At 61.3% G+C, this 23,202-nt stretch carries 21 protein-coding genes; 11 read left to right on the top strand and 10 right to left on the bottom strand.

What is annotated here, in order from left to right:
- Positions 1-11: 11 nt before the first annotated feature.
- From RDL77_RS02870 to RDL77_RS02855, 4 genes are all read right to left on the bottom strand, one after another.
- Complete coding sequence (locus tag RDL77_RS02870; RefSeq protein ID WP_288191735.1) at positions 12-161, bottom strand: hypothetical protein; 150 nt, start codon at positions 159-161, stop codon at positions 12-14.
- 97 nt (positions 162-258) lie between these two features.
- The gene (locus RDL77_RS02865; RefSeq protein WP_288191734.1) at positions 259-3,402 is read right to left on the bottom strand and encodes an efflux RND transporter permease subunit; all 3,144 of its coding nucleotides are present in this window, start codon (positions 3,400-3,402) and stop codon (positions 259-261) included.
- Positions 3,399-6,509, bottom strand: coding sequence for an efflux RND transporter permease subunit (locus RDL77_RS02860; protein ID WP_288191733.1), 3,111 nt, complete (start codon positions 6,507-6,509; stop codon positions 3,399-3,401). The genes RDL77_RS02865 and RDL77_RS02860 overlap by 4 nt, the downstream gene beginning before the upstream one ends.
- Positions 6,506-7,861: an efflux RND transporter periplasmic adaptor subunit gene (locus RDL77_RS02855; RefSeq protein ID WP_223611967.1), complete on the bottom strand. Its 1,356-nt coding sequence runs from the start codon at positions 7,859-7,861 to the stop codon at positions 6,506-6,508. The genes RDL77_RS02860 and RDL77_RS02855 overlap by 4 nt, the downstream gene beginning before the upstream one ends.
- 187 nt (positions 7,862-8,048) lie before the next feature.
- Between RDL77_RS02855 and RDL77_RS02850 the strand changes: the two genes are divergently transcribed.
- Positions 8,049-9,056: an AI-2E family transporter gene (locus tag RDL77_RS02850; RefSeq protein ID WP_223611965.1), complete on the top strand. Its 1,008-nt coding sequence runs from the start codon at positions 8,049-8,051 to the stop codon at positions 9,054-9,056.
- Here RDL77_RS02850 and RDL77_RS02845 read toward each other — a convergent pair.
- Positions 9,053-9,580 (bottom strand): MarR family winged helix-turn-helix transcriptional regulator, encoded by a 528-nt coding sequence (locus RDL77_RS02845; RefSeq protein ID WP_288191732.1) that lies wholly within the window; start codon positions 9,578-9,580, stop codon positions 9,053-9,055. The genes RDL77_RS02850 and RDL77_RS02845 overlap by 4 nt on opposite strands.
- 120 nt (positions 9,581-9,700) lie before the next feature.
- Between RDL77_RS02845 and RDL77_RS02840 the strand changes: the two genes are divergently transcribed.
- The 3 genes from RDL77_RS02840 to RDL77_RS02830 all read left to right on the top strand — a co-directional run bounded on the left by RDL77_RS02840 (position 9,701) and on the right by RDL77_RS02830 (position 13,279).
- Entirely contained in the window at positions 9,701-11,239 is a 1,539-nt protein-coding gene (locus tag RDL77_RS02840) for an MDR family MFS transporter (protein WP_288191730.1), read from the top strand.
- 494 nt (positions 11,240-11,733) lie between these two features.
- A complete protein-coding gene (locus RDL77_RS02835) occupies positions 11,734-12,045 on the top strand; it encodes a hypothetical protein (RefSeq protein WP_288191729.1) in 312 nt (103 codons plus the stop codon).
- Positions 12,046-12,238: 193 nt separating this feature from the next.
- A complete protein-coding gene (locus tag RDL77_RS02830; protein WP_288191728.1) occupies positions 12,239-13,279 on the top strand; it encodes an NAD(P)-dependent alcohol dehydrogenase in 1,041 nt (346 codons plus the stop codon).
- A gap of 62 nt (positions 13,280-13,341) precedes the next feature.
- Here RDL77_RS02830 and RDL77_RS02825 read toward each other — a convergent pair whose 3' ends face one another.
- Complete coding sequence (locus RDL77_RS02825) at positions 13,342-14,403, bottom strand: adenylate/guanylate cyclase domain-containing protein (RefSeq protein ID WP_288191821.1); 1,062 nt, start codon at positions 14,401-14,403, stop codon at positions 13,342-13,344.
- Between the two features lie 123 nt (positions 14,404-14,526).
- On the opposite strand from RDL77_RS02825, the gene RDL77_RS02820 reads away from it, so the two are divergent.
- The 3 genes from RDL77_RS02820 to RDL77_RS02810 all read left to right on the top strand — a co-directional run bounded on the left by RDL77_RS02820 (position 14,527) and on the right by RDL77_RS02810 (position 16,212).
- A complete protein-coding gene (locus tag RDL77_RS02820) occupies positions 14,527-14,964 on the top strand; it encodes an SRPBCC domain-containing protein (protein WP_288191726.1) in 438 nt (145 codons plus the stop codon).
- Between the two features lie 186 nt (positions 14,965-15,150).
- The gene (locus RDL77_RS02815; RefSeq protein WP_288191725.1) at positions 15,151-15,948 is read left to right on the top strand and encodes a thioredoxin family protein; all 798 of its coding nucleotides are present in this window, start codon (positions 15,151-15,153) and stop codon (positions 15,946-15,948) included.
- A gap of 6 nt (positions 15,949-15,954) precedes the next feature.
- Positions 15,955-16,212: a hypothetical protein gene (locus RDL77_RS02810; protein WP_223611953.1), complete on the top strand. Its 258-nt coding sequence runs from the start codon at positions 15,955-15,957 to the stop codon at positions 16,210-16,212.
- A 70-nt stretch (positions 16,213-16,282) separates the two neighbouring features.
- Here the strand turns inward: RDL77_RS02810 and RDL77_RS02805 are convergent, their stop codons facing one another.
- A complete protein-coding gene (locus RDL77_RS02805; protein ID WP_288191724.1) occupies positions 16,283-16,771 on the bottom strand; it encodes an Lrp/AsnC family transcriptional regulator in 489 nt (162 codons plus the stop codon).
- A 106-nt stretch (positions 16,772-16,877) separates the two neighbouring features.
- On the opposite strand from RDL77_RS02805, the gene RDL77_RS02800 reads away from it, so the two are divergent.
- Positions 16,878-18,101 (top strand): diaminopropionate ammonia-lyase, encoded by a 1,224-nt coding sequence (locus tag RDL77_RS02800; RefSeq protein WP_288191723.1) that lies wholly within the window; start codon positions 16,878-16,880, stop codon positions 18,099-18,101.
- Positions 18,102-18,239: 138 nt separating this feature from the next.
- Here the strand turns inward: RDL77_RS02800 and RDL77_RS02795 are convergent, their stop codons facing one another.
- Positions 18,240-18,455 carry a helix-turn-helix domain-containing protein gene (locus RDL77_RS02795; protein WP_288191722.1) on the bottom strand — a complete coding sequence of 72 codons (216 nt, stop codon included), beginning with the start codon at positions 18,453-18,455 and terminating at the stop codon, positions 18,240-18,242.
- A gap of 133 nt (positions 18,456-18,588) precedes the next feature.
- Between RDL77_RS02795 and RDL77_RS02790 the strand changes: the two genes are divergently transcribed.
- Positions 18,589-18,927 carry a hypothetical protein gene (locus RDL77_RS02790; RefSeq protein WP_288191721.1) on the top strand — a complete coding sequence of 113 codons (339 nt, stop codon included), beginning with the start codon at positions 18,589-18,591 and terminating at the stop codon, positions 18,925-18,927.
- A gap of 66 nt (positions 18,928-18,993) precedes the next feature.
- Complete coding sequence (locus RDL77_RS02785; protein WP_223611946.1) at positions 18,994-19,182, top strand: hypothetical protein; 189 nt, start codon at positions 18,994-18,996, stop codon at positions 19,180-19,182.
- 11 nt (positions 19,183-19,193) lie between these two features.
- Here the strand turns inward: RDL77_RS02785 and RDL77_RS02780 are convergent, their stop codons facing one another.
- Positions 19,194-20,096, bottom strand: a complete 903-nt coding sequence (locus RDL77_RS02780; protein WP_288191720.1) for a LysR family transcriptional regulator — start codon at positions 20,094-20,096, stop codon at positions 19,194-19,196.
- A 115-nt stretch (positions 20,097-20,211) separates the two neighbouring features.
- Between RDL77_RS02780 and RDL77_RS02775 the strand changes: the two genes are divergently transcribed.
- Positions 20,212-21,213, top strand: a complete 1,002-nt coding sequence (locus RDL77_RS02775) for an aldo/keto reductase (RefSeq protein WP_288191719.1) — start codon at positions 20,212-20,214, stop codon at positions 21,211-21,213.
- 30 nt (positions 21,214-21,243) lie between these two features.
- On the opposite strand, the gene RDL77_RS02770 is transcribed toward RDL77_RS02775, so the two are convergent.
- Positions 21,244-23,031: a M23 family metallopeptidase gene (locus RDL77_RS02770; protein WP_288191718.1), complete on the bottom strand. Its 1,788-nt coding sequence runs from the start codon at positions 23,029-23,031 to the stop codon at positions 21,244-21,246.
- Positions 23,032-23,202 lie beyond the last annotated feature (171 nt).

Raw genomic sequence — 23,202 nt, 5'->3', positions numbered from 1 at the left:
AAAAGCCCGGGTCAGTTCCGGCTGGCATCCTGCATGACCTTGCCCTCAGAGGCGAGGTGCGGGTAACGGCCATATTTTGCCGTGTGGTTGACAAAGCTGCCAAACGACAAGGCAAACGCCAGGAAGATGAAAAAGACGATGCCAAGACGCTGTGCAAGCATGGCGGATACCCCCTTTGTAACTGGCGCAACAATATGCGGGGCAACCTGAACAGACGTGGAATCCGTCGTTCATCCAGCGTTTCGATTTGTTAAAAGTCTATGAAATTTTCGCTTGTGCCGGGGGTATTCCGGCCTTGCCTGCGGTATCGGGCGCGGCTGCGGCAGCGCGTTTTCTGACCGACCAGCGGTGATGCAGCCGTGCCAGCATCAGGTAGATGACGGGCGTCGTGTAGAGGGTCAGAACCTGCGAGACGATGAGGCCGCCGACGATGGTGATGCCGAGCGGGCGGCGCAGCTCGGTGCCCGGACCGGTGGCAATGATCAGCGGTATGGCGCCCATGATGGCGGCGAGTGTTGTCATCAGGATTGGCCGGAAACGCTTGAGGCAGGCCTGATAAATGGCCTCTTCGGCCGAGAGGCCGGAAACCCGTTCGCCGTGCAGGGCGAAATCCACCATCATGATGCCGTTCTTCTTGACGATGCCGATCAGAAGGATGATGCCGATGAAGGCGATCAGTGTCAGGTCCGTGCCCGTCACCACCAGCGCCAGCAGGGCGCCAAGCCCGGCAGACGGCAAGGTGGATATGATGGTCAGCGGATGGGCGAGACTTTCATAGAGAATACCCAGCACGATGTAGACCGTCAGCAGGGCTGCCAGGATAAGCAGCGGCTGGCTGCCCGTGGATTGGGTGAGCGATGCCGCATCGCCGGCAAATTCCGCATGCAGCGAATCCGGAAGATGCATTTCGAGCACAGCCGCCTGCACCGCATTGTTTGCCTCTTCCAGTGACGTTCCCAGAGCCAGATTGTAGGAAATGGTGACGGACGGAAACTGGCCCTGATGGTTGACGACGAGAGGCGCCAGCGTGCGCTCGATCCTGGCCACGCTGCTGAGTGGCACCTGAATTCCACCGGTTCCGGTGACATGCAGATTGGCGATCTGCGCGGGGTCGCGTGCATAGTCATTGTTCGCTTCGATCACCACGCGGTACTGGTTGCGTGCGGAATAGATGGTGGAAATCTGCCGTTGCGAAAAGGCGTTGTTGAGCGCGCTGTCTATATCGCCGATTGCTACCCCCATACGGGCTGCGGCAACGCGGTCAATGGTGACATTGGCCTGCAAGCCGTTCGGCTGGCGGTCCGTCGCAACGTCGGTCAACCCCGGTTCCTGCTTCAGGCGGTCGAGTATCTTTGGCGCCCAGGTAACCAGTTCGTTGTAATTGGCATCCCACAGCGTGAACTGATATTGCGACTGGGTCGAGCGGCCGCCGGCACGGATGTCGCCCGGTGAAAAAAGGAAGGTCGAAAGGCCTGCCACGGATGCAAGCGATTTGCGCATGCGGTCGATGACGACAGCGGTCGGGTCGCGTTCTTTCTCTGGTTTCAGTGAAATCAGCAGCTGTCCGCGATTGACGCCGGAGGAAAAACCGCCGCCGCCCACCGAGGAGCCAACGCCCGCAACGGCCGGGTCCTGGCCCGCGATCGCCGCCGCCTGCCGTTGCAACAGCACCATGGCCGGATAGGAGATGTCGGTGGAGGCCTGCGTGCCACCCATGATGAAGCCCGTATCATCCTGCGGGAAAAAGCCCTTGGGGACCTTGATGTAGAGAAAGACCGTGATGGCCACGCAGGCAAAAATCACAAGAACAGCCAGAACCCGGTGATAGAGAACGCTCTTCAGGGTGCGGCCATAGAAACCGATAACCGCATCCAGCGTGCCTTCGACGATACGGCCGAAAATACCCGGGCGTGCGTCGGTGTCATGGGCCTTCAGTCTGTGTCCGCAGATCATGGGCGTGACGGTCAGCGATACCACGGTGGAAACCGCAATGGTGAATGCAAGCGTCAGCGAGAACGTCTGGAAGAAACGGCCGACAATGCCACCCATGAAGAAGAGGGGAATGAAGGCGGCAAGCAAAGACAGGCTGATCGAGACAACGGTGAAACCGATCTGCCGCGCGCCCTCGAGTGCTGCGCGCATCGGCTTCATGCCAGCCTCCAGATTGGCATAGATGTTTTCGATCATCACAATGGCATCGTCGACAACGAACCCGACGGATACGGCCAGCGCCATCAGGGAAAGATTGTCGATGGACAGGCCCCAGGCCCACATGGCGGCGAATGTACCGGCCAGCGACAAGGGCACCGTGACACCTGCCGCAATGGTCGGTGTCGCGCGCCGCAGGAAAACCATGACGACCGCCATCACCAGGCAAATGGTTGCCAGAAGGGTCCACTGCATATCGTTGACGCTGGCATGGATGGTCGTGGTCCGGTCCGAGAGGACGGCGATGTCGATGCCCGGAGGGATCAGCCGTTTCAGATCGGGCAGCAATGTTTTTACCGCGTCGACGGTGGTGATGACATTGGCATTGGCCTGCTTCGTGATGTTGAGAAGCACGGAGGGCTTGCCGTTATACCAGGCATCCGAACGGCTGTTTCTTACGCCCTGGTCGACAGTGGCGATATCGGAAAGGCGCACGGCAGTTCCGTCGCCGCTGCGGATAATGACGCGGCCGTAATCCTCCGGCGTTTTCAGTTGCGCATTGGTACCGATCGAGAAGGCAAAATCGGCGCCGTCGATGGAGCCGACCGGCTCGGCTACGTTGGCGTTGGTGATCGCAGTGCGCACATTGTCGAGTGACATGCCCATGGCGGCCAGCCGGTCCGGATCGAGGCGGATGCGCACAGCGGGCTGATCAGCGCCGCTGGCCGTCACTTCGCCGACGCCGTCGACTTGCGAAATGCGCTGGACGATAACCGTGTCTGCCGCATCATAGATGGCGCTGGCAGAGATCGTATCCGACGTCAGCGCCAGGATGAGGACCGGTGCGGCTGCCGGGTTGACCTTGCGGAAACTGGGCAGTGTCGGCAGATCGGACGGCAAGTCGGTTGCCGCCGCATTGAGCGCGGCCTGCACATCCTGTGCCGCACCATCGACATCGCGCGACAGATCGAACTGGATTGTAATGTTGGTTGATCCGAGCGAACTGACCGAGGTCAGTTCGGTAACGCCGGCGATGGAGCCCAGGCGGCGTTCCAGCGGTGCAGCGACGCTGGCGGCCATTGTGGCCGGATCGGCGCCGGGACGGCTGGCCGACACGCGGATAGTGGGCAGGTCGACCGAGGGCAGGCTGGCGACCGGCAGAAAGCCATAGGCGACAATCCCGAGGATCAGCAGCCCCAGCGCCAGAAGCGTGGTTCCAACAGGCCTGCGGATGAACGGGTCCGAAATGTTCATAGGGCGCCGTCCGTTTCAGGGGCGGGCGTGCCGGTCGGCCGTCCGACGATGCGGCTGCGCAGCCGTTCGAAACCGAGATAGATGACGGGCGTCGTGTACAATGTTAGAAGCTGGCTGAGGACGAGGCCGCCAATGATGCTGATGCCGAGCGGGATACGCAGTTCCGATCCTGTCCCTTGGGCAAGCGCCAGCGGCAGGGCGCCGAAGAGCGCCGCGAGCGTGGTCATCATGATCGGGCGGAAGCGCAGGATCGACGCTTTGACAATCGCCGCGCGCGGATCCAGCCCTTCGGTTCGTTCCGCTTCGAGGGCAAAATCGATCATCATGATCGCGTTCTTCTTGACGATACCCATCAGCAGCACGATGCCGATGAGCGCGATGATGGACAGGTCCTGGCCAAATACCATCAGTGCAACCAGTGCGCCGACACCCGCCGAGGGCAGTGTCGACAGGATGGTGATCGGATGGATCGCGCTCTCGTAGAGTACGCCAAGCACGATGTAGATCGTGACGATAGCCGCGAGGATCAGCCATGGCTCACCCGCCAGAGAGCTGGCGAACTCGGCGGCATCGCCGGAATATTGCCCACGGATGGAGTCGGGCAGGGCGATTGCTTTTTGCGCCTCTTGGATCGCGGTGACGGCGTGGCTGAGCGATGCCCCCGGAGCAAGGTCGAAACTGACCGTAACGGCAGGAAATTGCTCGTCATGGCCGATGACGAGGGGAGCCGTCGTGAACGAGGCAGTGGCAAACGCGCTCAGTTGCACCTGCGTACCGTTGGCGCCGCTGACATAAAGCTTGTCCAGCGATTTCGGGTCTGCCTGATATTGCGGCGAGGCCTCGAGGATGATGCGGTATTGGTTCGCCTGTCCGTAAATGGTGCCGATCTGGCGCTGCCCGAAGGCATCATTGAGGGTGTCGCTGACCGCCTGCATCGACACACCTAGCCGGGATGCGGTTTCCCGATCGACATTGACGAAGATGCGCCCGCCGCCCATTTCGACTTCCGAAGCGACATTGACAAGAGACGGATCGCGCTGCAGTTCCGTTGCAAGCCGCTGCGCCCAGTTGACGACAGTCGCTGTATCCGTGCCGGTCAACGTATATTGATAGGGCGCACGGCTGGTCCGGGTGCTGATGCGGATATCCTGCACGCTTTGGAATGTGACCTGCACGCCTGGAATACCGGTGGTTTCGCCGCGCAGGCGATCGATGATCTGGGTGGCGGAATCCGACCGCTGGTCCTGCGGTTTCAGCACAAGGCTGAGCGTGCCCGTGTTGGGCGTGAGATTGGTCGTGCTGGTTCCGACGACGGAAACAACACCGGCGACGTCGGGATCGTGCTGCAGCCTGTCGGTGACGATAGCCTGGGTCCGCTTGATCGCCTCGAACGAGGTTGTCGGCTCGGTTTCGATGATCGCCGTTATCAGCCCCGTATCCTGCGAGGGCAGGAAGCCTTTGGGGATAATGACATAAAGCGCAATGGTTGCCGCCAGTGTGATGGCTGTCAGCAGCAGCATGAGCTTGCTGCGGTCCAGCGCCCAGAGAAGGCTGCTGCGGTAACCCGCTATGATCCGATCCATCCCTCGGTCAATGCCATGCAGAATGCCGCGGCGTTCGCCTTCGCCCTTGCCGTGCAGGATGCGGGCGCACATCATCGGCGTCAGCGTCAATGAAACCACCGCCGACACGACAACCGCTATCGTCAGCGTCAAAGCAAATTCGCGGAACATGCGCCCGACAATGCCCGTCATGAAGAGCAGCGGAATAAACACGGCGATCAGCGAAACGGTCAGCGATATGATGGTGAAGCCGATCTCGCCCGCGCCCTTGAGCGCTGCATCCAGCGGGCCTTCGCCATCTTCTATGTGACGCACGATATTCTCGATCATCACGATGGCATCGTCGACCACGAAACCGGTGCCGATGGTGAGAGCCATCAAGGAGAGATTATCAAGGCTGAACCCGGCAAACCACATCACGCCGAATGTCGCCACAAGCGAGAGCGGCAGGGCAACGCCCGCAATGATGGTGGCCCGGACAGTCCGCAGGAAGATGAAGACGACGAGGATGACAAGCGCGACACTGATGGCGAGGGTCAGCTGCACGTCATGGATCGATGCGCGGATGGTGTTGGTCCGGTCGTTCACCACATCCAGCGTGACACCCGCAGGCAAGGCCTGTTTGAGCCGTGGAATCTGTTGCAGCACGCGCGAGACCGTATCGATGACATTGGCACCCGGCTGGCGCATGACGTCGATGACGACCGCCGGCTGCCCCTGGTACCAGGCGCCGACACGGGCATTCTCCAGCCCTTCAACAACCGTTGCCACGTCCTTGAGCAGGACGGGGGAACCGTTCTTGTACGTCACGATGATCGCGTTGTAGTTCTGCGGATCGACAATCTGGTCATTGGCCGAAATGGTATAGGATTGATGGGTGCCATCAAGCGCGCCCTTGGCACCGGCAACGCTGGCATTGGTGATCGCCGTGCGGATGTCTTCGAGCGATATGCCATAGGAGGCAAGCCGCGGCAGGTCTGCCTGTATCCGCACCGCCGGCCGCACGCCGCCCTGGATATTGACATTGCCAACGCCCGTGACTTCGCTCAGGCGCTGCGCCATCATCGTGTCGGCAAAATCGCTGAGGTTACGGATCGAATAACTCGTCGAGCGCAGGGCAAGGGTGATGATCGGCGTATCGGCGGGATTCACCTTCGCATAGGTCGGCGGGTAGGGCAGGGTTCGCGGCAGCATGGAACCGGCGGCGTTGATCGCAGCCTGTACATCCTGCGCTGCCCCGTCGATATCCCGGTCGAGATCGAACTGGAGGGTCACCTGGCTGATGCCGAAAGCGCTGGACGAAACCATCGACGAAAGGGAAGGAATTTGCCCCAGCTGCCGTTCGAGCGGCGCGGTAACGAGCGAAGCCATGGTGTCGGGATTGGCGCCCGGCAGCTGCGTCGTCACCTGGATCGTCGGAAAGTCCACCTGAGGCAAGGGGGCAACCGGCAGCGCGAGATAGCCGAGGATGCCGCCGAGCAGGACGGCAATCCCCAGCAGCGAGGTTGCGATCGGACGGTGGATGAAGGGGGTGGAAACACTCATTTCGCGGTTCCGTTGTCAGCCTCTTCGCCGTTTGCGCCAGCATTCTTCTGGTTGCGCCGTTTGTGTTGCCGTTCGCCGCTCTTGGGTGCGCCTGCCGGTTGTTTGTCATCGGCCGCCGGGGTGCTGTCCGGTGCAGGCGCAGCCCCCTGATCCCCGGCGCTGGTCACCTGCACCTTGGCGCCATCCTGCAGGCGGGCAAAGCCGGTGGTGACAATGCGGTCGCCGGCTGCGACGCCATCGGTAATGACTGCCTGCACGTCGTCTTGCTGTCCCACGGTGACCGGGCGCATGGCAACCGTATCGCCCTGCTGGAGCAGATAGACAAAGGTTCCCGATGGCCCGCGCTGCACCGCTGCTGTGGGGACGACAATCGCGCCGCTCAGTGTCTGGACAAGCAGGCGCGCATTGACGAATGCGCCGGGCCAGAGAACGAGTTTGTCATTGGGGAAGTTGGCCTTCAGCTTCACCGTTCCCGTTGTCGGATCGACCTGATTGTCAATGACGGCAAGCGTGCCGTTGTCGATGACGGTTTTGCCGTCTCCGGAAATGGCTTGCACGGCCAGTGTGCTGGCCGAACTTGCCCGGTTGATCTTGCTCAATTGCTGTTGGGGAATGGCGAATTGCACCGATATCGGCTTGATCTGCGAGAGTGTCACGATGCCCGTCGCATCAGAGGTGCTGACGATATTGCCGATATCGACATTGCGGATGCCGGTGCGCCCGTCAATGGGCGCGCGGATGACCGTGTAGTTGAGCGTTGCCTGCGCGCTTTCGATGGCGGCCTCGTCGGATTTGATCTGCGCTTCGTATTGCGCCACCAGCGCGCGCTGCGTGTCTGCCTGCTGCTGGGTGCCGGCATTGGTCTGGGCAAGCTTGGTATACCGTTCGAGGTCAAGCCTGGAATTGGCAAGGAGTGCCTGATCCTGTGCCTTCTTTGCCGTCGCCTGGTCGAGCTGCGCCTTGTAGATCGCATCGTCGATGCGGGCGAGCACGTCACCCGCCTTCACGTCCTGCCCTTCCTGGAATTCGATGGCCGCCAGCTTGCCGCTGACCTGCGAGCGCACCACCACGGAATTGAGAGGCCGCACCGATCCGACGCCATCGATATAGACCGGGACATCGGCGGATTTGGCGTCAGTCACCAGGACAGGCGTGGGGCCGAGGCTCTGTCCGCCACCGCGCCGTGATCCGCCCCGGCGTCCGGTGTCACTCTGGCCGCCGGACGGGGCGGCAGCATTCTGCGCCGCAACGCCCAGACCATTTGTCCACCAGCGATCCCGCGTCACATAAGCGCCTGCACCCAGCGCCGCAATGACCAGGATCGATACCAGGACACGCGATTTCGATACCATTCATTCACCTGTTCTTGTCATCCCTCGAAAGGGCATAAGTTAAACAGGACATTAGCGGGTATTGGGGTTGCTTGGAAATTGCCGCAGCCATTAAATTTTGTCCATATTTGAGCCGCTTTTGCTTGCGTCCATACGCCGTTCAAGGCTAGGAACAATCCGAAACAGATCGCCCTTCTCAAGGTGCCACTTGCTGACTGCCACACGGCTCTATATTGCGTCTTTCGCCCTGACGCTCGTCGCCCTCTTTGCCGTCCTGCAGCTAGGACTGCTTTCGGCTCTGCTATCCGGACTTCTTGTCTACAATCTTGTTCATCTAGCCGCGCCCCAGCTGGGTAAACTGGGTGTTTCCAACAGCTTGACGAAGACCGTGGCGCTGGCCCTGCTGGCGATCATTTTCATTCTTCTGATCGTTGCCGCCGTGGTCAGCGGACTTGGACAATTGACCAACGGCACCGAAGGGGTTGTCTCGCTGTTCAAGAAGATGGCTGAGATCATCGATACGGCGCAGGTTCACCTGCCGGACTGGGCGAAGGCGTATTTCCCGGCCAGCCTCGACGAGCTGGAATCCATGGCGGCCAAGTGGCTGCGCGAACATGCCGGTCAGCTGCAGCTTGTCGGTCGCGATTTCGGTGTCCTGATCGTTCGCGTCATCGTCGGCATGGTGATCGGCGGCATGATCGCGCTGAGCACGGTGAATGTGTCGCGCGAGCCGGGCCCTCTGGCTGTCGCGCTGGTCGAGCGGGCCAGCCTCCTCAGCGGCGCGTTCCGCAACATCGTTTTCTCGCAGATCCGCATTTCGGCGCTGAACACGTTCCTCACGGCGATCTACCTCGTCGTCATCCTGCCGATCCTTGGCGTGCACCTGCCGCTGGTCAAGACCATGATCGTCGTGACCTTTGTCGCCGGTCTCCTGCCGGTCATCGGCAACCTGATTTCCAACACCATCATCGTCGTTGTGGGTTTGAGCGTGTCGTTCATCGCTGCCGTCGGCTCGCTCGCCTTTCTCGTCGTCATTCACAAGCTCGAATATTTCCTGAATGCCCGGATCATCGGCGCCCGGATCAAGTCCCGCTCCTGGGAATTGCTGCTCGCAATGGTAGTGCTGGAAGCGTGGTTCGGCGTGGCCGGTCTCGTCGCCGCCCCGATCTACTACGCCTATCTGAAGGACGAGCTGACGCTGCGCAAGCTCATCTAATCCGCCGGGTCGGTTGGGCTGCGCGCAAACAGCTGTTCGAACTCATCGACATATTTCTCAAAAAGCTTGGAGAAGATTTCGATGTCTTCAGGCGACCAGTCGGCGACCACGCTTTCGACAATGGACTGCTTCAGCGCGTGAAGTTCGGCGACCAGCCGTTGTCCGAGCGCCGTCATGATCACGACGATCCGCCGTGCATCGTTCTGCGAAGCCTTGCGGCGCAATACGTTCTTGGCGACCATCTCGGCCACGATGCGGCTGGCGCGCGAGGGGTCGATCCGCAGGGTTTCGGCAATGACGCCGACCGTCACCTCGCCGGCGAGTTCGCCGCGGCGGACCGCATCGAGAACGTCGAGATGGGTCAGTTCGAGACCGGGCGCCAGCTTCTGGATGGCAAGGCGGCCAATCACCCGCCGGCCCGTCATCAGCCGCATGCGGGTCATCACCCGCCCGATGCGCAGGAGATCATCATTCGACCCGGTTTGCGGGGTTTCAATTTTTTGTGTCGTCGTGATTTCTGTCATGATTCCAGCATAACAGATGCCTACCGGCATTAAAATATGCAAAAGGCATTAAAGTGCGATTGACATATGTATGCTAATAGCACATAAATTGCGCCAGTCAAAACCGGATACCCCCGCTCCATGAACATGACCAACACGTTCGAGCCGCTCGTTGCGGACCCGCGCAAGCGGCTGATGCTTTTCTTCTTCCTGATGGCGGCCATGTTCATGGCCGTGCTCGACAACCAGATCGTGTCGACGGCGCTGCCGACCATTGTCGGCGAGTTCGGCGAGCTCGAGCGCTTCGCCTGGATCGGCTCAGCCTATCTGCTTGCCGTCAGTGCGGTGATGCCGGTCTATGGCAAGCTGGGCGACCTGTTCGGGCGCAAATATGTGATGATCGCCGCCATATCCATCTTCACGCTGGGTTCGGCGGTCTGCGGTCTTGCCATTTCCATGAACACGCTGATTGCAGCGCGCGTGCTGCAGGGCCTCGGCGGCGGCGGCGTCATGGTCTCGATTTTTTCTGTTACTGCCGATCTGTTCGAGCCGCGCGAGCGTGCCCGCTACCAGAGCTATATCAGCCTTGTGTTCATGGCTTCCGGTGCCATCGGCCCGGTGCTCGGCGGCACGATGAGCGACCTGTTCGGCTGGCGTTCGATCTTCCTGATCAACCTGCCGATCGGCATTGCCGTGATTGCCGGACTGGCCTTCATGCTGCCCTACCGCAAACCGGCGCGCCGGCCCAAGATCGACTATGCCGGTGCCGTTCTGCTCGCCCTGACCACGACCAGCCTTGTTCTGGCCGCCGATGGCGCCCAGCTGTTCGGCTCGCTGCTGGCACCCCAGACTGTTTCGCTTGTGGCATTTGCCGTCCTTTGCGCCACGGCATGGATCCTGGTCGAGCGCAACGCGCCCGAACCGATCATTCCACTGTCGCTGTTCCGCAATTCGACCTTCACCCTGTTCCTGATCATTTCGATCGCCAGCGGTTCGATCGCCATCGGCATGGTCAATTACTTCGCCTTTTTCCTGCAGACCACGACGGGCCTGTCCCCGTCGCTCGCCGGGCTGCTGTTCATTCTTCTGACGGGCGGCATTGTCGGCGGCTCGCTTCTGACCGGCCGGTTGATCTCGACCACCGGCCGCTACAAATACCTTTCCGTGGCCAGTCTCACGCTCAGTGCCATTGCCTTTGGCCTGCTCACTCAGGTGCATGCCGGAACGCCCGTGGTCATCATCGGCCTGTTGATGCTCATGCACGGTGCCGGCATTGGCATCGGACAGCAGCTTCCGATCATCGGTGTCCAGAATGCAGCGGGCAGCCGCGATGTCGGCGCGGCGACCGGTTCCGTGTCGCTGGCCCGCATGGCCGGTGCCTCGATCGCCATATCAGCCTATGGCGCGATCATCGCGGCCAACCTCCCGCACGGTGCCGGTGCCATTCCCGGCGTCAGCAACATCGGCGAGCTGACGCCCAAGATGATGGCGGCGCTTCCCGAGGAAACGCGCCGGATGCTTGCCGACAGCTACGCCGCCGCCTTCACGCCGCTGTTCCTGACGGCAGCCTGCATCGCCCTGTTCGGATTGCTGATGGCGTTGCTCCTGAAGCCGGTACAATTGCCCGTGGCCGCTGCGGCCAAGAAGCTGGACACGGCCGTGGCCGAGGCGGCGGAATAGGAGAGGTTCCGCCGTCGGTTCAACGTCCCGCCAGCTTTGTGCGCGGTGCGTGGTTCGCCCTTCGACAAGCTCAGGAAGCTCACCATGAGGGAGGTGATTTGGTTGAAATGCCAATCGCAAAGGTTGCAGAATGGTGCTGCCTGCAATCCTCACTCTCCCTCATGGCGAGCTTGTCGAACCACGCACCGGAGGTTTTGCAGTCTTCAATATACAAACCGATACCCTAACCCCTTCCACCCGCTTCACTTTCCCACTATGGTCCGCGATGAGGCCGGTCGAAATGGGTCGGTCTTGGGGCTTAGAAACCCCACCGCAAGCGGTTGGCATCAACCGCAATGATGCCTCCTCAGCCCTATGGCCGGGGAGGTCTCGGCGTATGTCCAGAGCTTCGGCTTAAAGGCCGTGGCGGTCGTCTTGCGGCGGCTTTCTAACTCCCCGGTCACCAGAGGATAAACCTCGGGTGACCACTTTCCTCGCGAGACAAGGGAGTGAACATGGACAACTACAATTTCTGGTCAGACCTGCTCGACACGTTCCAATCCTCGCCCGATTGGATCAAGGCGCTGCGGCTGCTGATTCCGCCGGCCTTCGTGCTGGGGCTGGTGGCGCTGACGCTGCGGTTTCGTATCGAGAGCAGGAAGGTGGAAAGGCGTTTTGACGGTGAACTAGTCTACTCCATCCACCGCGATGCGGGCAACCAGCTGCATGTCGTCAGCCATATCCCGCTTGCCGGAGGCAAGACGCCGCTGCTGCTGCTCGATCCCGCAGAAACCACAGAAGTGGTGCGCGATTTGATCGGCAAATAGGACAGGCATTTCTCCAATAGAAAATCAGGCCGGGTTTGCGCAGTCCATCATCGGGACTGCGGGGCGGGGAGAGCGGCGGCCTCCAATTTGGAGGATTGTGCAACAAGCCTGCAGGATTGCGCTATTGCTCCGGGCCTATCCTGCGGCATAGCTGGTTGCCCTACACATCTCGTCATCTCAAAAGGAATCATTCATGGCTCTTGCTAAAGGCTATGCGGCAACCGACGCCTCCAAACCGCTCACCCCGTTTGTCTTCGAACGGCGGGAACCCAATGACGATGACGTCGTCATCTCGGTAAAATATTGCGGGGTCTGCCACTCCGATATCCATCAGGCACGCGACGAATGGGGTGGCTCCAAATTCCCCATGGTGCCGGGTCATGAGGTCGCCGGGATCGTGGCGGCCGTTGGCGCAAAGGTCACGAAGTTCAAGAAGGGCGACCGCGTCGGCGTTGGCTGTTTCGTCAATTCGTGCACGAAATGCGCCGCGCGCGATGCCGATCTCGAGCAGTACATGCCTGGCATCGTCCTGACCTACAATGACGTTGAAGCCGATGGTGTCACGCCCACCCAGGGCGGCTACTCGGATTCCATCGTGGTCAAGGAAGGTTATGTCCTTTCCATTCCGGACAACCTGCCGCTTGACGCTGCCGCTCCGCTGCTGTGCGCCGGCATCACGCTCTATTCGCCGCTGCGGCACTGGAAGGCGGGTCCGGGCAAGAAAATCGCCATTGTCGGCATGGGCGGACTTGGCCATATGGGCGTCAAGCTGGGTCACGCGATGGGGGCGGAGATCACGGTCCTCAGCCAGACCCTGTCGAAACAGGACGATGGGCTGAAGCTCGGTGCAAGCCACTATTATGCAACCAGCGATCCCGAAACGTTCAAAACTCTTGCGGGAACCTTTGACGTCATCATCTGCACCGCGGGTGTGGCGATTGACTGGAATGCCTATCTCGGCCTGCTGAAGATCGACGGCACCATGGTTCTCGTTGGGGCACCGGAGCACCCGGTTCCCGTCAATGCCTTCTCGGTGATCGCCGGACGCAAGAGCCTCGCCGGATCAGGCATCGGCTCGATCAAGGAAACCCAGGAAATGCTGGATTTCTGCGGCGAGCACAACATCGTTGCCGAAATCGAGACCATCGATATCAAGGATATCAACGAAGCCTATGAGCGCGTGCTCAAGAGCGACGTGCGCTACCGCTTCGTCATCGATATGGCCACCCTGTAACCATCGGGTGGCTTGCCGGAGGGCGGTTGAAGCCAGCCACCCTCCGGGAAAAATGCGGTGCATCACTGTGCCGGTGTAAACACCGCACAGGGCACGGCAATACCGCGCAGCCGGTGCTCGCCGAGCGGGATCAGCGGCTGCGCCGTTTCCGCCGCGAAGGCGCCCGAAAGTAAAACAGTGTGGCCAAGCGGGCGGCACAAGCCCTCCAACCGGCTGACCAGATTGACGGCAGGGCCGATGGCCGTGAAATCCAGCCGGTCGGCCGTACCGATATTGCCCCACAGCATGTCGCCGAGATGCAGTGCCGTGCCGAACGACAGCGGCGGCCCCCCCCGCGCGGCGCGGTCGCGGTTGAGGTGGTCCATCCCGGCACGGGCAGCGGCGACCGCACGCAGCGCCGCGCCGCAGGCGCCGGCAGCATCACGCTCGCCAATCGGAAAAATCGCCAGAACGCCATCGCCGATGAATTTCAGCACCTCGCCGCCAAAGGCATGGACGGCACCGGCGATCCGGTCGAACCACGCGTCGAGTGCGGCGATCACGTCCTTCGCTCCTGTTGTCTCCGACAATTCGGTGAAGCCGCGAAGATCGGCGAACAGCAGGGCGGCCCGGATGGTCTCGCCCGGCTCGCGCCGCAAACGCCCGGCCAGGACCTGCGTCGCGCTGCGCCGGCCGAGATAGGTGGTCAGGAGTGCGGTCAGCGTCGAACGCGCGGCCAGCAATGCCAGCGGCGCAGCGGCAAAGCGGGCGGCCTGGCGTAGCAGGTCCGACTCCTCCCCGGTCAGCGGACGGTGCGCGGCCCAGCCAAGGATGGCACCGTTGGCGAAATCCTCCTGCACGGTATTCGTCCCGAGGCTGGCCAGCCAGTTGCCGGCAAGGTTGGCGTCCTGGGACTCGGCTGGACCGGCCAGGCCCAGCGCCTCGATCACCTGTCCCGTGTCGGCGCGCCACAGCCAGGTGCGCCGTCCAATGACCGGATGGGGTGCCGCCTGGGTGAGCGTGCCGCCGGCCAGCGGCAGGCCGTCGGCGATGAGCCGGGCCGCGAGCGCCGTCAGAAAGGCATCGCCATCCGGCATACCGGTCGCTTCGTCGACGAGAAAGGAAAGAGCGGACGGCAACTGCATGCCCGCCATCATGCAGCGATGCCGGGTCCCTGTCATCCGCTTTTGTTTCTTGCGCGAAATCCCGATTGGCTTACATTGCGCGATGCCGAAGTGAGAATGCGTCCTGTTGGGAGGAGATCGCCGATGACCGAGACGCTTCGCAATGAAATCGAGATTGCCGCCCCGCAGGCGACGGTCTTCGCCTTCCTCACCGATCCCGACAAGATCCTGCGCTGGATGGGGACGAAAGCGACAATCGAGCCGCATCCCGGCGGCATTTATCTCCTGAGCATCAACGACGCGCACACCGTTCGCGGTCAGTTCACCGAGGTGATTCCTGTCCACCGCCTCGCCTACAGTTTCGGCTGGGAAGGGCATGAAAACGTGCCGCCGGGGTCGAGCCTGGTCGAGATAGACCTCATCGAGAAGGAGGGAGGCACGCTGGTGCGCTTCACCCATAGCGGGCTGCCGAACGAGACGGAACGCGTCAACCACGAAAAGGGCTGGAACCACTATCTGCGCAGGCTGGTGGTGGCGGCAGCGGGCGGCGACCCGGGGCCGGACAAGCCGCTCAATTCCTGAGGTTCGCGGACAATTGCGATGGCACACATGCGGTGCGTGACCATGCAAGGGACATGCCCAAGGAAATCCCGTCACAATTGTAACTCCCATGCTTTCGGTATCCGGCCCTAAACTCAGGACCGGTAAGCAACATGTCGCGCCGCCAATGACGGACGACAGGCAACCGACAATCGAAGGAGAAGAATGATGACATCTCATATAACTGGAACGCGCGAGGAATGGCTGGCTGCGCGGATCGACCTGCTCAAGGATGAGAAGGATCTGACGCGGCGCAGCGACGCGCTGACACAGCGGCGCCAGGAACTGCCCTGGGTTCGCATCGACAAGGAATATCGGTTCGATACCGATGCGGGAAGCGCCTCGCTGGCGGATCTGTTCAAGGGCCGTTCGCAGCTTCTCGTCTACCACTTCATGTTCGGACCCGACTATACCGCCGGCTGCCCGTCCTGCTCGGCGATCGCCGACGGGTTCAACGGCGTCACCGTCCATCTGGAAAATCATGACGTCGCCTTCTCGGCGATATCGCGTGCACCGCTGGCGAAACTGCAGGGTTTCAAACAACGCATGGGCTGGAGTTTCCCTTGGGCTTCGTCGTTCAACACTGATTTCAATCAGGATTTCAGCGTCTTGTTCACGGAGGAGCAACAGCACAACGGCGGCATAGAATACAATTTCCGCCGGGAGGCACCGGCTCCCCAGCCGCCGGCGGGCAAGACCGTGCAGCAATGGAAGCTGCGCGGTGAAGAAGGGCCTGTCGATCTGATGGCGGCCATGACAGGCACCGATGCTGCCACCTTCACCCGTGACCGGCCGGGGCTAAGCGCTTTCGTGCTCGATAAGGGCGTCGTCTATCACACCTATTCCAGCTATGCGCGCGGCCTCGACGGCATCTGGGGCATGTATCAATGGCTGGATCGTGCGCCGTTCGGCCGGAATGAGAACGGTGTCTGGTGGCGCCATCACGATAAATACGGTCAGGGTTGAACGTCGATGTTCCGCCCGGACTCCGGCAGCGCGTCTGATCCCGGCATTGCCGGCTGGCTGCGTCTCGCCGCGGCACCGACATTCGCTGTTATGGCGCTCGTCACAGCCCTCTCCGGCGACGCCGGCATGATCTGCTCGGCGACGCAGAATGCATCGCCCTTCAGCGGCATGACCCTCATGTATGTGCTGATGAGCATTTTCCATGGGATGCCTTGGCTCAACCTGCTGGCACGGCTGAGACATGGTGCTGCCCGTCAAGTTTGATCCAGAGCGGGCAAACAACATTAATCCGGCGCGCGGTCTCGCGCGCCGGCCTCGAAAACGGGGGTGAATATCAGGTCAGCGGGATGGCGAGACTCGCCTTGACGCGGTCCATCACCACAACCGTACGGAAGCGTTTGACATTGTGGTTGGCAAAGAACAGCCGCCGGGTCAGGCCTTCATAGGCGGCCATGCTGGCCACGATGATCACAAGCATGAAATCGGCCTCACCGGTGACATAGTAGCATTGCTGCACCTCCGGCGCGGCGGCAAAGCTCTTTTTCGCCGCATCGATCAGATCGATGCGCTCGCTTTCCACCTCCACTTCGACAAGGATCGTGATCGGCTGCCCGAGCCTGGCGGGGTCGAGGACGGCAACATTGGCCTGAATGACGCCGCTTTCCTCCATGCGCTTGATCCGGCGCTGCACCGCCGGCGCGGAAAGGTTGACCGCTTCACCGATGACCCGTTGCGGCGTTGCATTGTCCTTCTGCAGGATGTCGAGGATCGCAAGATCGAAATGATCGAGCTCGGCTGGCGCGGTCAGCAGTGGTTTGGCCATGGAACACCTCCTTCATGCAACAAACTTGCGCAAGACACGCCAAATAAGAGCGCTTTTCTCGCCTCAAGCGCACTATAAATGCGCAAACGGCAGGAGTGAAAGAGCAATGTTGATCCTTAACCGGCATTCCACCCACAATGAGCCGCTCGACCCGCGGGACGCGGAGACCCTGGGTGTCGACGCGGCGGAGGAAGCGGAACGGTATCTGTCCCATCGGGACAATCACGCGCCGACGCCGCTGCATGCACTGCCCGCGCTGGCCGCCGGTCTCGGGATTGCCGCGCTCCACGTCAAGGATGAGGGCGCGCGCCTCGGTCTCGGCAGCTTCAAGGCGCTGGGCGGCTCCTATGCCGTAATCCGGCTCGTGCTCGAGGAAGCGGAGCGGCAATTGCGACGCGCCGTGGATATTGCGGAACTCCACACACCGCCCGTTCGCGCCATCGCCAGCGGCATGACCTTCGGCTGCGCGACCGATGGCAATCACGGCAAGTCCGTCGCGGCGGGGGCCCGGCTTGTGGGTGCGCAGTCGGCGATCTTCGTGCATGCCGGGGTGAGCGATGAACGGGTGGCGGCCATTGCCCGCTACGGTGCCGAGATGATCCGCGTCGACGGCACCTATGACGATTCCATCCGGGAGTCGGCGCGGGTATGCGCGGCCAATGGCTGGACGGTTGTGTCCGACACCTCCTGGCCGGGTTATGAACGCATTCCCGGGCTGGTGATGCAGGGCTACACGGCCATCATCCGCGAAGCCTTGCGTGCACTGCCGCAAACGCCAACCCACGTCTTCGTGCAGGCCGGTGTGGGCGGCGTTGCCGCGGCACTCGCAGCATATCTGTCGCTTGTTCTTGGAAAAAAACGTCCGGCCTTCATCGTGATCGAACCGGCCCGCGCCGCCTGCATTTTTGCCAGCGCGCAGGCGGGCGAGGTGGTCCAGATCGCCCACGGCGAAGCCACCGTCATGGCGATGCTCGAATGCTACGAGCCGTCACCCGTGGCCTGGCGTATCCTCTCGCGTGTCGCCGATGCGTTCATGACGGTTGAAGAGGAAGGGGCTGTCGCGGCGATGAACCGCCTGGCCCGGCCGCTGGGAAAGGACATGGCCGTCGTTGCGGGCGAAAGCGGCGGCGCCGGTTTGGCTGGCCTGCTCGCTGTTGCTGAAGATCATGAGTTGCGCAAAGCCATCCATCTTGATGCCGGTTCGCGCGTGTTCATTGTCAACACCGAGGGGGCGACGGACCCGGCGCGTTACACGCAGCTCGTGGGTTTGGCGCCGGAGATGGTTTTGCGCGGCAAGCTGATCGTGCGTGGTTCGACAGGCTCACCATGAGGGACGTGGATGGCTGCAAAGCTAATCGCAAACATTGCAGAATATGGCTCCTTGCAATCAACCCGGCCCCCTCATGGTGAGCTTGTCGAACCACGCGGGACGGGAATGCCAGCCATTCAGTAATCGCTGCAATTTAAGCTAGATATTACCCGGCATCAAAAGCCGATGGGGCGGCACACCAAGTGCTTTTGCCAAACGGTCGATCACCAGAACCGTCGGATTTCTGACGCCTCTTTCGACACCGCTGATATAAGTCCGGTGCAGCTCTGTCTCAAAGGCAAGCTGCTCCTGAGATAGGCCCATCTCTTCCCGGATTCTTCTCACATTTCTGCCAACGATCTGCCTTGAGTCCATGGCGGCATGTGGCCGTGCATGTAGCTTTTAAGTCTACACACTATGAGTAACAATAGGCGAAAAGTGCTGGTCAATGCGCTTGCGATATGTATACTATAAGTCACAACTGACGTTGAATTTTTGAGCCATCGATATGGATACCTACAATTTCTGGCAGGATTTTTTTGACACGTACCAATCGCTCTCCGATTGGCTGAAGGTGCTGTGGCTGATCGTTCCGCCCGCCTTCGTGCTGGGGCTGGTGGCGCTGACGCTGCGGTTCCGGCTCGCAAGCAGGCAGATGAACAGCGGTCTTGATGGCGAACTGGTCTATTCCATCCGTCGTGATGCGCAAAACCGGATCCATATCCTCAGTCACATGCCGCTTGGTGACAGCAATCCACCACTGCTCTTGGCTGACCCTGCGGGTCGTGACAAGGCGGAGCGCGGCAGGGATAACGGCCAGGAGCAGCATATTGCCTCAACTTCTTAAGGGTGGACTGGCTCTGGGCGTGATATGATCCTTCCATTGTCGCGTCCGAAAAGGTATGAGCCGCGTATGTCCAGTTCCATGTCATCACTCGAAAACGCTGCAAAATACCTCTCGCCCGAAGACAAGGCGCAGTTCGTCAAGATCAAGCGCGAGATGGAAAAAGCCGGCGCTTCCAGGAAAAGCATCGAAGAGCGTTTGAACGCCTTCATCTGGGATGTGATCGAGTCCGATGATGACGAGGAAGAGGAAGAATAGGCATCCCTCTTTCAAGGCTTCGCGCCGCCGGATTTGATGAAATCCACGAATGCGCGCAGCGGAGCCGGCATGAGCCTGCGGCTCGGATAGTAGAGGAAGGGGCCTGAAAAACTCTGCCACCATTCGGCGAGGACGGGCCGGAAAGCGCCGCTTTCGAGGCCTTCCGTCAAAAATTCCTCGAATGTACTGATGATGCCGAGATCTGCCAGCGCCGCACCGAGTTCCAGATCCATGGTGGAGGCGATCAACGGCCCCGTCGGGTTGACCTTCACCAGTTCCCCATTCCGCTCGAACTCCCACGGCGCCATGGCGCCGCTGGCAAAGCGGTGGCGTATGCAGGCATGCTGCAGCAGGTCCTTCGGGTGCTGCGGTTCGCCGTGCTTTTCCAGATAGGCCGGTGTTGCAACGCAGATGAAACGCTGGGTGCGCGGGCCAATGGGCACGGCGATCATGTCCTGCTCGATGCTTTCATCATAGCGGATACCTGCGTCGAAACCGGCTGCCAGCACGTCGATGAAGGTGTCGTTGGTGGTTACTTCCAGCCTGATCCCCGGATGTGCCGCGAGGAACCGGTTGACAATCGGCGGCAGGATGCAGTGGGCGACGATGGTGGGAACATTCAGCTTCAGCGTTCCCGTCGGGCTATCGCGAAAACTGTTGAGCGCATCGAGCGCGCCGGTGATCTCGCCGAGTGCCGGCGTCAGCCGTTCGAGCAGGCGTATGCCTGCCTCCGTGGGCGTAACGCTGCGGGTGGTGCGGTTGAGCAGGCGCACGCCGACACGCTCTTCGAGCCGGCGGATGGCATCGCTGAGCGACGAGGCCGAGACACCGCGCAGCTTGGCGGCGCCGCGGAAGCTGCGGGCTCGCGCCACGGACACAAGCGCATCGAGATCGCTGAGATTGGGATCGTTCATTGTTCGGTTTTCCGTACAGCCCGTACATAGTAGGATAGATTATCGCACAAATGCCCTTGGTTTATAAAGAGCCAACCTGCCGCAGGAAGTGCGGCGGCAAAAGGAGTTCGACAAGATGCAAATTCGTCCATTGGGTGCAACCGGTCCGCAGGTCTCGGCATTGGGTCTGGGCTGCATGGGCATGTCCGGCATATACGGTCCCGCTGACCGTGCCGAGAGTATTGCGACCATTCACGCGGCGCTGGAAGCGGGCATCAACCTGCTCGATACCGGCGATTTCTACGGCATGGGCCATAATGAGCTGCTGATCAGCGAAGCGCTCAAGGGCACAAAGCGCGATCAGGCGATCCTCAGCGTCAAGTTCGGTGCGCAGCGTGACCCTGCTGGCGGCTGGATCGGCTTTGACGGACGGCCCGCGGCGGTGAAAACCTCGCTCGCCTATTCCCTGCAAAGGCTGGGTGTCGACTATATCGACGTCTATCGCCCGGCGCGCCTTGATCCGAATGTGCCGATCGAGGAGACGGTCGGTGCCATCGCAGAGATGGTGAAGGCCGGGTTTGTCCGGCATATCGGCCTGTCGGAGGTTGGACCCGAAACCATCCGCCGTGCTGCCGCCGTCCATCCGATTGTCGATCTGCAGATCGAGTATTCGCTGATTTCGCGCGGTATCGAGGACCGTATTCTCGCCACCTGCCGGGAACTGGGCATCGGCATCACCGCCTATGGCGTGCTGTCACGTGGCCTGATCAGCGGCCATTGGCGCAAGGATGCGGCTGGTCCTGCCGATTTCCGTACCCACAGCCCGCGCTTTCAGGGTGAGAATGTCGACAAGAACCTGCGTCTGGTCGATGCGCTGCAGGGCATTGCCGAAGCCAGGGGTGTCACCGTGGCGCAGATTGCCATTGCCTGGGTCGCCGCGCAGGGCGATGACATCATTCCCGTTGTTGGCGCCCGCCGCCGGGATCGCCTGAGCGAAGCACTGGGCGCGCTGGATCTGACCTTGTCCGGGGATGATCTGGAGCGCATCGAGCAGGCTGTGCCGAAAGGCGCTGCTGCCGGAGAGCGCTATGCCGCCGCCCAGATGGCGCATCTCGACAGCGAAGCGGGCAGCCACTGATCGGCCTTCGCCGATTGGTCCTGCAAAAATCTAATGGATGGCCGTGTGCACCCGGCCATCGTCCGGCGGGGCAAATGCGGTGGCGATGCGTGCGCCGATATAGTTCTCGATGTTTTCCACGTGGCTGATCTGCTTGCGGAAATCCGTCAATCGCGCGCCTTCAAGATCGGTTCCGGCAGGCAGCGGTGTTGCGGTCGGGTCGTAATATTTATCGCCGATGCGCAGTTCGTAGTAGAGATGCGGGCCCGTGGAGAGGCCGGTCGAGCCGATATAGGCAATCACCTGCCCCTGGCTGACACGCTGGCCGACTTTCAGCGATGGCGGCGTTCGCGAAATATGCGAATAGGTGGTGAAGAACCCGCCATCATGCTTGATGCGGACATATTTGCCGTAGCCGGATTCCGATGAGATCAGCACCACCTCGCCATCGCCCGCCGCGAGAATGGGCGAGCCGAAGGGCGCAGCGTAGTCGACACCGTTGTGGTGCTTGCGCACTTTCAGGATCGGGTGCGTGCGCCAGGCAAAACCATCGCCGAGCCGCCCGTTCGGAACCGGGTTTTTCATCAGGGTCTTGGAGGCCGACTGGCCGTCCTCGTCGAAGAATTCCGCCTTGTTGCCGGGCGCTGCGCGGAAATGGTAAAACCGCTTGGTCTTGTCCTTCGTGTTGAAGGTCACGGCAACAGGCTCGGATTCGCCCTGTTCATTGGTGCGGAACACCAGTTCGACGGATTGGTCGAGCAGAGCCGCATCGGTCAGCTTGATGCCGTTTTCCTTGGCAAGCTGCAGGATTTGTCCCGCCATGTGGGCCGGAACATTCAGCTTTTCCAGCTGCTGCATGGCGGCGGGAAATTCCTTTTCGGCCGCCTGCGCCCGGTCGTCCCTGCGCGTATCGGGGCTGGTCACATCGGCGCTTGCCATGTGGGCATCATGGGCGAGGCGTTCGAACTGCCGCGGGTTGCTGACGCGCCGCAGGATGCCGCCATCGTCGCGCGCCAGATCGGATGGCGGGCTGTCGTGCCGGAAAAGCCGCGCCATCAGCAGCCGCTCAGGCGCATCCTTGCGCGGCGCCTTTTCCAGGAGAAGCTCGATCCGCTCCGGCGACGCGCTGCTGCTGGCCGTCAGTGCCGTCTGCAGCGCCGCCCGGTCCTCGTTGGTCATGTTGGCTGCGGCCAGGAGACCGCCGATGTCTCCGCCCTGGGTGGGCAGGGCAACCACCTGCTCGACAGCGGGAGCCGGCTGCACCTTGGCCGTGCTGACATTGATCGGCGTTCCGCGCACGAGAATGCGTTCTTCGCCCAAGCTCGCCAATGCCACGGGCATGCCCGTGGTTTTGGTCTTCGTGGATTTCTCCGTCAAAATGGACTGGAACGGATCGGTGCTGGCGGGCGGAAACCGCTGGGCGAGTGCGGCGGCGTGGCCCGCGCCGGGCCGCGCCCGCGTTTGCTTGTTCGCGCCGAGCTTGACCTGATGATAGGCGAATTTTTCCGTCGAACCGTCCGCCTGGCTTTCCAGCACCTTGGCCACCGGTACCGCCTGCACGATGGCGGGCGGGGGGAGGCGGTCGCCCTTCGGCGCGGCTGCCGGCCGCGTGCGCAGCGGTGCGGCAATGGCGGCGATGGCCACGGGCGGGCGCCGGTTCATGACGGTGAGGACGCCTGCAAACATGGCGGCAGAGGCAATCACCGCGACCAGAATGGCCGAGAGGAAGCGCGCATGGGTGAAAAGCGAAAAGCGGACAATGCGCGATATCTGGCGGATGGCGCCAAAATTATCGTCGATTGCCTGTTCGATTCTGCTTTTTGCGTTTGATCGCGTCATCAGGTCCCGTACGTCACGCTTCCATTGCGCGCGAGGCTATTGTCTAACATGGCAATATCGAGGCACGCGGAACTTTATCCCCAACAAACCGCACTGCGCCCCCTTATAAGGGCTGATTTGGCGATTGGCGAGCAATCATTTGCCGATGAATTGTCTGTTCAAAGCTCCTGA

Source organism: uncultured Phyllobacterium sp. (assembly GCF_902479695.1).
Classification (GTDB): Bacteria; Pseudomonadota; Alphaproteobacteria; order Rhizobiales; family Rhizobiaceae; genus Phyllobacterium; species Phyllobacterium calauticae.
Note: the sequence above shows the minus strand (reverse complement) of the source record. Positions and strands in the feature narration are given on the sequence as shown.